This is a genomic window from Cohnella thermotolerans DSM 17683, assembly GCF_000429825.1.
Classification (GTDB): domain Bacteria; phylum Bacillota; class Bacilli; order Paenibacillales; family Paenibacillaceae; genus Cohnella; species Cohnella thermotolerans.
This window is the reverse complement of sequence record NZ_AUCP01000110.1, coordinates 1-7,331: the sequence shown is the minus strand read 5'-3', so window position 1 is coordinate 7,331 and position 7,331 is coordinate 1. Positions and strand designations below refer to the sequence as shown.

The following is a 7,331-nucleotide window of genomic DNA, read 5'->3' as shown; positions in this document are numbered from 1 at the left end:
ATTTGCAAAAGTTGCGCGCTCGTTGTGAGCATGTGTTTGCCGAAAGCAAAGTCGTACATGGCTTGGATCGAGCTCGGAGCCGTGGGTTGGACTGCATGCAGGAACAGGCGATACTTACGGCAACGGTTCAGAATCTGAAAAAACTATGCCGGTTTAAGAAAAAACGACCTCAAACCGGTATTTCGGCATGCGAAAAACCGAAATCCGTGATAACGGAGGTAGTGTCAGGCCTGCTAGTTCCAGCGCTCGCTGGGTTGTTCTTCTCATTTTGCACGCCGGTTAGACGGCAAGAACTGACTTAATTCACCGGACTTTTAGATCAATGGATAGCAGGACAATGGGAAAAATTTCCTAGTCACTATAAATACAGACATAACCACTGCAAACACCAAGCACTTAAACACACCAGTCTCAAAGAGGGTTACATCGTCCGCTATGCAGATGATTTTAAAATACTTTGTCGAGATTGGGAAACCGCCCAAAAGTGGTACCACGCCGTCAGACTTTACCTGAAGGACAGACTGAAGCTGGACATTTCCCCGGAAAAGTCGCAGATTGTGAATCTAAGAAAGCGCAAATCCAACTTTCTGGGATTTACGATCAAAGCGAACCTGAAAGGGAAGAAAAGAGTGGCACATACAGGAATCAAGGAGAAGAAGAAACAACAGATCAAGAGACAAGCTCGTCAATTGGTCAAGCAGATTCAGAAATCTCCCACAGCCCAGAATGCGTTACTCTTTAACAGCTTCGTTCGTGGGATTCACGAGTACTTCAGGAAGGCGACCCATGTGAACATTGAGTTCAACAAGATTGCTTTCCAACTCAGCCGGTGCCTGTTCAACCGATTAAAGGGCATTGCCCGCTACGAACACCCCGCAAATGCACCGCCATCGTATACCAAGTTCTACAGCACCAGCTTTAGAACCTACAAGGTGGCAGGCGTTTATCTCTATCCGCTTGCGAATGTCAGGACATCGAACAACATGAACTTCAGCCAGAATCTGACCCCGTACACGGAAGAGGGAAGGGAACTGATTCATAAACGATTGCAGGCAAACATCTCATGGGATATTCTGCAACTGATGAAATCCCATCTTCCAAAAGCCAGTGTACAGTATATGGACAACCGAATCAGCCGTTACAGTATGCGAATGGGAAGGTGCGAAATCACAGGTTGGTACCTATCAGCCAGCGAAGTCCACTGCCATCATTTCATTCCAAAATCACTGGGCGGCACGGATGATTACGATAACTTGCGCATTATCCATCGGGAAGTTCATGAATTGATACACATGGTTGATGAGAAGAAAATAAAAGACCGGCTGAAGGAACTTACACTTACCAGTAAAGCACTGGAAAAAGTCAACCAATATCGCAGGAAAGTTAATTTGGAACCTATCGTCAGATAGAAACATCCGGATGGAACGCCGTGTGCGATGAAAATCGCATGCACGGTGTGGAGGAGGGGAAAAGGCGGAGATGACATCAAAGCCTTACCTATTCCTATCGAAAAAGCGGATCGTGCCGGTGTGCCGGCGAATCGTGCTGAAGCCAGAATGGGATCAGGTGCAGCTCCCGCCCAGCCCGGTAGAACTGCTTCGGGCGGTGGTGATGGATGCTTCCTGACATCGTTGACGTTGCCAGAAAAAACGGGCTTGTCATAAGCGACAGAACGCTGCACAGCGAAGAAGTGCTGTGCAAGTGCCCATTTTGCAATGAGGATTCAAAGCCCGGAAAGAAACGCAAGTTCTACCTTTCGCTCAATGCCCAAAGCCAGTTGTTCAAGTGCTGGTATTGCGGCGAGAGCGGAGGGGTGCTGCGGTTCATCGCGCTTCTCGAAGGCGTTCCGGAGGAAAAGGTGCGCTCGCGGTATCGTCGCAGCCACACAACCCATCCGGCTGAACGGCTCACCCGAAGGCAGCGGCTGCTGCTGGGCGGGTACAAAGAGCCGGACTGGGAAGCGATGAAAAAGCGGGATCGTAAATATTACCTTCGCACGATGGACCGCCTTTGGGAACGCTGGAATGCCTTTCTTGAATCGGAGCGCCAGGAAGCGTACTTTCTGCTCGTCCTCGGCATCCGATTTGGGAAATACGGCAAATATGTGGAGCAGATCCGGCAGAGGGAAAAACAGATCGGAGCCTCGCTTTTGAAAGAGCTTCTAAATATATATTCCTCTGCCGTTCGTCCATCCTGGACCGAGAAGGTCGAGGCGCAAATTGACGCCTTCGGCATAAAAACCCGTAAGACCTGACCGATAGGCAGGCAGGGAATGGAGGAATGAGCATGAGTTTGAACAAAACGATACTGATCGGCCATCTGACCAAGGACCCGGAGCTTCGCTATACGCCGTCGGGCGTCGCTGTCGCCCAATTTACGCTGGCGGTAAATCGGCCCTTCGCCAACCAGGACGGGACACGCGAGGCGGATTTTATCCCGGTCGTCGCATGGCGGAAGACGGCGGAGGCTTGCGCGAACCACTTGCGCAAGGGCAGTAAAGTTGCCGTGGAGGGGCGCATTCAGGTGCGCCATTACGACAACAACGAAGGCCGCCGCGTATACGTGACCGAAGTGGTGGCGGAAAACGTTCAGTTCCTGTCGCCGGCGAACGGTGCGTCCTCAAACAATTCGAGGAACGAGACGAGCGCTGCAGATACCGATTACGGCTCAAACGACGGGTTCATCCCGGACGATATGCTTCCGTTCTGAAATGAACGTGTTCTCTTATTCGCGGCTGTCGCTTTACGAGCTCTGCCCGTACCGGTTTTGCCTGAAATACGTTTTGGGGAAGCCCGAACCGGTTACAAAGGCGCTTGCGCTCGGGAAGGCAGTGCATAAAGCGATCGAGCTGCGCTCGCAAGGAACACCGGAAGATGAGGCCGTTGTTGCCGGCTGGATTGAAGCAGACTGCCACCCCGAAGTGCATCGGGATGAAATTGTCGGGCTTTTGCGGAACGCTCCGATTTTGAAAGGCAAAGCGGAAGTTCATTTCGAGCTTCCGCTCGCCCACGGGTCGGACCTGAGACTGCAGGGTTACATCGACCTGATGGGGGAAAACGGGTTTATCGACTGGAAAACGAACTGGCGGACATACGGGCCGATGGACACAATGCAGCTTCCGCTGTATGCGTGGGCGTACATGCAGCTGCGCGGCGTCCGGGAAGCCACCGGGATATTGTATTTCCTGCGCTACAAAACGCCGATGTCTTACCGGTTCACCTTGCATGAAGCGGAGGCCGCTCGCAGAAGGGCCTGCGAACTGGCAAATGAAATTGATACGAAAGTATCATGCGTGGAACTTTTTCCCGACATGTTGCGGACAGAGTTCCCCGCTCAGCCAGGCAGCCACTGCAAGCATTGCCCGTTTGCGATGGAATGTTACGCCGCCAATGCCGCTTGAACGCTCCCCGCCGCTCGGCTACAATCGAAGCATCGAAGCAGAGCGGAAAGGAGGGGAACCGTGAAAAAGAAGGAGGAAAAGCAAGTGGACAAACAGGCGGAACAAAAAGAAAATGTGCGCTTGAAGGACATTCCGAAAGACGCAGCAATTCTCGGGCCGGAATATGACTGGTGGTTCAACGAAGAGGACGACATCTATGATAAGCTTTACGGGGACAAGATTTAATCGCGGTGAAATTTGGGTCGCAAAAGTCGCCTACTACGAAGATCCCGCCCAATTTAAGCCGCGACCCGTTGTGATTGTCTCCGATATGATCCCGTCCGAACAGAATGTTGCACCCATTGTTGTTCCCATCACGAAATCCCGGCCAAGGAATCAATTGGACGTACCCATTCAACATTGGCGGGAAAGCGGACTTGTGACGCCGTCTACCGCGCGGGTATCCAAGCTGATAACGATTCATCAAAACCGCATGATATTTAAAATAGGGACTTTGCACGAAGAGGATTTGCAAAACATCCTGGTTGCGTGCCGGTCCCTTTTTGCTTGAACCGCATTTTAAAGTTGTACCTTTTTCGTTGCAAAACGGCGAAACGGACGCGGATAGCCAGGAAGCCATTGCCAAAACTGTCGCCAGCGCCAAAACCGGTTGAACACTCTCCCGCCGCTCGGCTACAATCGAAGTATCGAAGCAGAGCGGAAAGGAGGGGGACAGGTGGCTGAGGAGAAAAAAAGATGAAACAAACGAATCGAAATGAAAGTGACGTGCGCCTGAAGGACATCCCGGACGATGTTGCCATCCTTGGGCCAGAATACGATTTCTGGTTGAATGAAAAGGATGCCATCTATGACGAACTTTACAAAGACGAAGTTTAGTCAAGGGGATGTCTGGGTCGCCCAATTATTCTTTTTGGACGATCGCGAAATTTTAAAAAACGTCCGGTGATTGTGGCTTCGGAAGTGATTGATGGGGATGTGCTCATCATTCCGGTCACCAGCGAACACAGGCGAAATGAATTTGACGTTCCCATCAAACATTGGCGGCATGCCGGACTGGTGTGGCCCTCCATTGCAAGAACATCCAAAGTCAGGCCGGTCATAAAACCGCAGTTTGTTAAAAAGATAGGGGCTTTGCACTCGGAGGATTTAACTGAGATTCTCGAAAAGTGCAGAACCCTTTTTCTTTTGAAGTCATAACATCATTTTGAAAAGGACGAGCATGGCCCTTCACCGGGCGTGCCCGTCCTTTTTTATTCAAAAAATGAGGTGATATCCATGTCAATGAAAACACTTACGGCAGACATCCGGGACGTCATCGAGAGGTACGGCGGCTACGTGTTTAGCGAGGGTACGTTGAACCCGCTGCACCTGCTGGCGAAAGCGCATGACCTGTTGCGGCAATACCGAGTCAATACCGGGCTTCGGAAAAAAGTGCGCAGCGCGTTCGTCGTTCGCGAATGGAGAGCCGGAGACGACTTGTGGACACATGTCTACCACGGCCGCGCAGAAATTAAAGATGACGAGCTGGCCAGCTGCATTTGGAATGAAGACATCTTCGATTACTTCAACACCGTCGCGCCGGGGAACAGCTATTTCGGAAGCCACGAGGGAGACGGCGCGTGCTTCGGCTGGTGGAAGGTGGATCAAGATGGCCGTTGATTTGATTCCGACGCAGGAAGAAGCTGTGAAGCTGGCGCTGGAAATCGAGCGCGCTGAAGCGGCGCTCAAGCAGATGAAAAATCGCCTGAAGCAGTACGTGGATGCAAACGGTCCGCTTCAAGCCGGAGACAAGATGTGGGATTACTACCCCACGGTTTCGTGGGAATTCGAACCTGACAAAAAGAAAGATCTTGCCGTGGCCATCGCTGCCGAAGGGAAAAATCCGTGGGAATACTTGACGTTCTCCGCATCGGCTATCAAGACTCTCGGTTGGACGGAGGAATCATTGCTGGCTTACGGCAGCCCCAAAATCAGCCGGCGTTTCGACTCCAGAAAAGTTTAAATCCGTTTTCTTATGTTGGCGAAACTCGCCTTCGCCCGGCGTTAACCGGCGGTATCTGCCCGATGCCGCCGCTGGCGTCGGGCAGTGGGAAGGAGGATAAATGGAACTGGTTATCCGTGAGGCTGATCTGGCCGATCTGACGGAACAGAACCGAGAGCAAGCCGAGCAGCTCATGAAAATGCTGAAGCGTGTGATGCAAAATGAAACACCCCATCGAATCACCCGTCCTCTCGACGTGTACAGGCTGTCTTTGGATTTGGTTTCAGTGTACCAAGAACACTTCGTGGTGTACTTCCTGAACACGAAAAACCGGGTCATCGGCCGGCAAACGCTGTCGATCGGCAGTCTGAACGCTTCGGTCGTCCATCCGCGGGAAGTCTTCCGTGCGGCGATTCAACAATGCAGCGCATCCATCATCTGCGTCCACAATCATCCGAGCGGCGATCCGACTCCCAGCCCCCAAGACATTGAGGTAACCCATAAACTTGTGGAAGCTGGCCGGATCATCGGGATCGACGTATTGGACCATGTCATTGTGGCCCGTGATGGATATGTGTCATTGAAAGAGAGAGGACTGATTTAAAATGTCTCCCAAAGAAAGGTATCTCAAAACGCTGCTTGACAGGCCGACAAAAGAACGATGGATTGCCGGCGTGCTTCTCAGTGCGCCGGCGGAAATTCTAAAAAACATAACCGCGAAGGACATACTGGTTAGCCTTCGCTGAAAGGAGCGCTTTTTCAAAATGGACGTGAAACGCATTTTGAGCGAAATCCACGCGAAAGCCTTCATTGGTCAGCACGACCCGAAAAGAGCGCAGACCATATGCCGCGAGATCGTGGATATGATTGAACTGGCGTTCTGGCCCCCGCAAAACGAGGTTTCAGAGGCGGCGGCCTACGGAATGGATTGCCGTGACGGCAGGTGTTTCTTCTGATGAAAACCGTGATGCCCTTGAAAGATGTTGCAGTCAAGGAAACCGTGGCAGATATAGCTCTGATGGCAGGTTGCATGATCGCCGATGGAGAGATAGAAGTCGGAGACTCCAGAGAGCTGGTTAGCAATATCCTGGCTTGGGCAGAGGAATTCATGATGATGCATGAGAAATCCGATTGGGATACCGAAGATTACATCTCTTGTGTGGATCGGTTTTCGGAGGAGAAACTGAAAGCTGCTTACGGCACCGGTTGAATTGAAATTTCATTTGAAAGGAGGACGGGTGCGTGTCATGCGCACCCGAATTTTCATGAAGGTCACGCGACCGCTTGATGAACTGGCCGAAAGACCTGTCACAACCATTTGCACGCGCGGAATTGCTGAAACCGGACTTCATCCGATGGCTTTGTATGAAATGTATCGATTGGCCATTCAACGCTGGAAATACAATTCAAATGACTGCTTCATGTCCATTCAGCCCAACGGCATTGAGGCAATCATCACGGACGGAAACAAAACCATCGGCAAAGCACTGATTTCGAATTATCCCGGACTGAAACAGAAGGTATATGTGATCGTTGACGACTACGCCGATAAGGGACTGGTACAGGGCCTCGTCAAAGTCAGACTAATGCGAGGCCCCACTTAACATTTTAAAGATCGCTGGCTTTTTCCTCGAAGAACCGATACAATGAGCTTAATACCCATTTTATCGGTTCCATAAGGGGCAAGTATGACGAAACAAATCGAGCTGACAGCGCTAATCGTTCGACCGATTCAATCTCACGAGGAAGCACAATGGAACACGCTTATGCGAACTCATCATTATCTTGGATTTCGCCAATTGGTCGGCGAGTCGATCAAATATGTTGCGGAAATCCAGGGAAGATGGGTCGCTTTGCTGGGCTGGGGAACGGCTGCATTCAAATGCAGCTGTCGGGATCAATGGATTGGCTGGTCCAAAGAGCAACAATGGAGCCGGTTGTTATTTATCG

17 protein-coding genes and 1 pseudogene are annotated in these 7,331 nt (G+C 51.2%); all 18 read left to right on the top strand.

Annotated elements, in window-relative coordinates:
- A partial coding sequence (locus G485_RS29325) for a transposase (protein WP_205620162.1) occupies positions 1-302 on the top strand: 302 nt, incomplete at its 5' end.
- 24 nt (positions 303-326) lie between these two features.
- Positions 327-590: pseudogene (locus tag G485_RS31665) on the top strand (group II intron reverse transcriptase/maturase); the annotation flags it as partial.
- A 39-nt stretch (positions 591-629) separates the two neighbouring features.
- On the top strand, positions 630-1,409 hold the full coding sequence (locus tag G485_RS27060; RefSeq protein WP_240489182.1) for an HNH endonuclease signature motif containing protein: 780 nt from the start codon (positions 630-632) through the stop codon (positions 1,407-1,409).
- Positions 1,410-1,479: 70 nt separating this feature from the next.
- Entirely contained in the window at positions 1,480-1,626 is a 147-nt protein-coding gene (locus G485_RS30055; protein WP_156922434.1) for a hypothetical protein, read from the top strand.
- Positions 1,616-2,254, top strand: coding sequence for a hypothetical protein (locus tag G485_RS0116940; protein ID WP_027093499.1), 639 nt, complete (start codon positions 1,616-1,618; stop codon positions 2,252-2,254). Before G485_RS30055 ends, G485_RS0116940 begins: the two co-directional genes overlap by 11 nt.
- Before the next feature lie 32 nt (positions 2,255-2,286).
- A complete protein-coding gene (locus G485_RS0116935) occupies positions 2,287-2,709 on the top strand; it encodes a single-stranded DNA-binding protein (RefSeq protein WP_035156856.1) in 423 nt (140 codons plus the stop codon).
- Position 2,710: 1 nt separating this feature from the next.
- Positions 2,711-3,400 (top strand): RecB family exonuclease, encoded by a 690-nt coding sequence (locus G485_RS0116930; protein ID WP_027093497.1) that lies wholly within the window; start codon positions 2,711-2,713, stop codon positions 3,398-3,400.
- A gap of 60 nt (positions 3,401-3,460) precedes the next feature.
- Positions 3,461-3,625 carry a hypothetical protein gene (locus G485_RS30470; protein ID WP_169732335.1) on the top strand — a complete coding sequence of 55 codons (165 nt, stop codon included), beginning with the start codon at positions 3,461-3,463 and terminating at the stop codon, positions 3,623-3,625.
- Entirely contained in the window at positions 3,564-3,950 is a 387-nt protein-coding gene (locus G485_RS31560) for a type II toxin-antitoxin system PemK/MazF family toxin (protein ID WP_084423358.1), read from the top strand. Before G485_RS30470 ends, G485_RS31560 begins: the two co-directional genes overlap by 62 nt.
- A gap of 185 nt (positions 3,951-4,135) precedes the next feature.
- Positions 4,136-4,276: a hypothetical protein gene (locus tag G485_RS30050; RefSeq protein WP_156922432.1), complete on the top strand. Its 141-nt coding sequence runs from the start codon at positions 4,136-4,138 to the stop codon at positions 4,274-4,276.
- Between the two features lie 66 nt (positions 4,277-4,342).
- The gene (locus G485_RS31555; RefSeq protein ID WP_420805796.1) at positions 4,343-4,597 is read left to right on the top strand and encodes a type II toxin-antitoxin system PemK/MazF family toxin; all 255 of its coding nucleotides are present in this window, start codon (positions 4,343-4,345) and stop codon (positions 4,595-4,597) included.
- Positions 4,598-4,675: 78 nt separating this feature from the next.
- Positions 4,676-5,059, top strand: coding sequence for a hypothetical protein (locus G485_RS27055; protein WP_156922430.1), 384 nt, complete (start codon positions 4,676-4,678; stop codon positions 5,057-5,059).
- Positions 5,049-5,402, top strand: coding sequence for a hypothetical protein (locus G485_RS0116915; protein ID WP_035156851.1), 354 nt, complete (start codon positions 5,049-5,051; stop codon positions 5,400-5,402). Before G485_RS27055 ends, G485_RS0116915 begins: the two co-directional genes overlap by 11 nt.
- Before the next feature lie 100 nt (positions 5,403-5,502).
- Positions 5,503-5,985 carry a RadC family protein gene (locus tag G485_RS0116910; protein WP_027093495.1) on the top strand — a complete coding sequence of 161 codons (483 nt, stop codon included), beginning with the start codon at positions 5,503-5,505 and terminating at the stop codon, positions 5,983-5,985.
- 160 nt (positions 5,986-6,145) lie between these two features.
- Entirely contained in the window at positions 6,146-6,337 is a 192-nt protein-coding gene (locus G485_RS0116905) for a hypothetical protein (protein ID WP_027093494.1), read from the top strand.
- Positions 6,337-6,591 (top strand): hypothetical protein, encoded by a 255-nt coding sequence (locus G485_RS0116900; RefSeq protein ID WP_027093493.1) that lies wholly within the window; start codon positions 6,337-6,339, stop codon positions 6,589-6,591. The genes G485_RS0116905 and G485_RS0116900 overlap by 1 nt, the downstream gene beginning before the upstream one ends.
- Positions 6,592-6,628: 37 nt before the next feature.
- On the top strand, positions 6,629-6,985 hold the full coding sequence (locus G485_RS0116895) for a hypothetical protein (RefSeq protein WP_027093492.1): 357 nt from the start codon (positions 6,629-6,631) through the stop codon (positions 6,983-6,985).
- 84 nt (positions 6,986-7,069) lie between these two features.
- Positions 7,070-7,331 (top strand): Druantia anti-phage system protein DruA (locus G485_RS27050; RefSeq protein WP_035156848.1); only part of this gene is annotated, 262 nt, incomplete at its 3' end.

Coding starts and splice junctions, on each gene's coding strand:
- G485_RS30055 (WP_156922434.1), top strand. CDS start 1,480: ATGACATCAAAGCCTTACCTATTCCTATCGAAAAAGCGGATCGTGCCG.
- G485_RS0116940 (WP_027093499.1), top strand. CDS start 1,616: ATGCTTCCTGACATCGTTGACGTTGCCAGAAAAAACGGGCTTGTCATA.
- G485_RS0116935 (WP_035156856.1), top strand. CDS start 2,287: ATGAGTTTGAACAAAACGATACTGATCGGCCATCTGACCAAGGACCCG.
- G485_RS0116930 (WP_027093497.1), top strand. CDS start 2,711: ATGAACGTGTTCTCTTATTCGCGGCTGTCGCTTTACGAGCTCTGCCCG.
- G485_RS31560 (WP_084423358.1), top strand. CDS start 3,564: ATGACTGGTGGTTCAACGAAGAGGACGACATCTATGATAAGCTTTACG.
- G485_RS30050 (WP_156922432.1), top strand. CDS start 4,136: ATGAAACAAACGAATCGAAATGAAAGTGACGTGCGCCTGAAGGACATC.
- G485_RS27055 (WP_156922430.1), top strand. CDS start 4,676: ATGTCAATGAAAACACTTACGGCAGACATCCGGGACGTCATCGAGAGG.
- G485_RS0116915 (WP_035156851.1), top strand. CDS start 5,049: ATGGCCGTTGATTTGATTCCGACGCAGGAAGAAGCTGTGAAGCTGGCG.
- G485_RS0116910 (WP_027093495.1), top strand. CDS start 5,503: ATGGAACTGGTTATCCGTGAGGCTGATCTGGCCGATCTGACGGAACAG.
- G485_RS0116905 (WP_027093494.1), top strand. CDS start 6,146: ATGGACGTGAAACGCATTTTGAGCGAAATCCACGCGAAAGCCTTCATT.
- G485_RS0116900 (WP_027093493.1), top strand. CDS start 6,337: ATGAAAACCGTGATGCCCTTGAAAGATGTTGCAGTCAAGGAAACCGTG.
- G485_RS0116895 (WP_027093492.1), top strand. CDS start 6,629: ATGCGCACCCGAATTTTCATGAAGGTCACGCGACCGCTTGATGAACTG.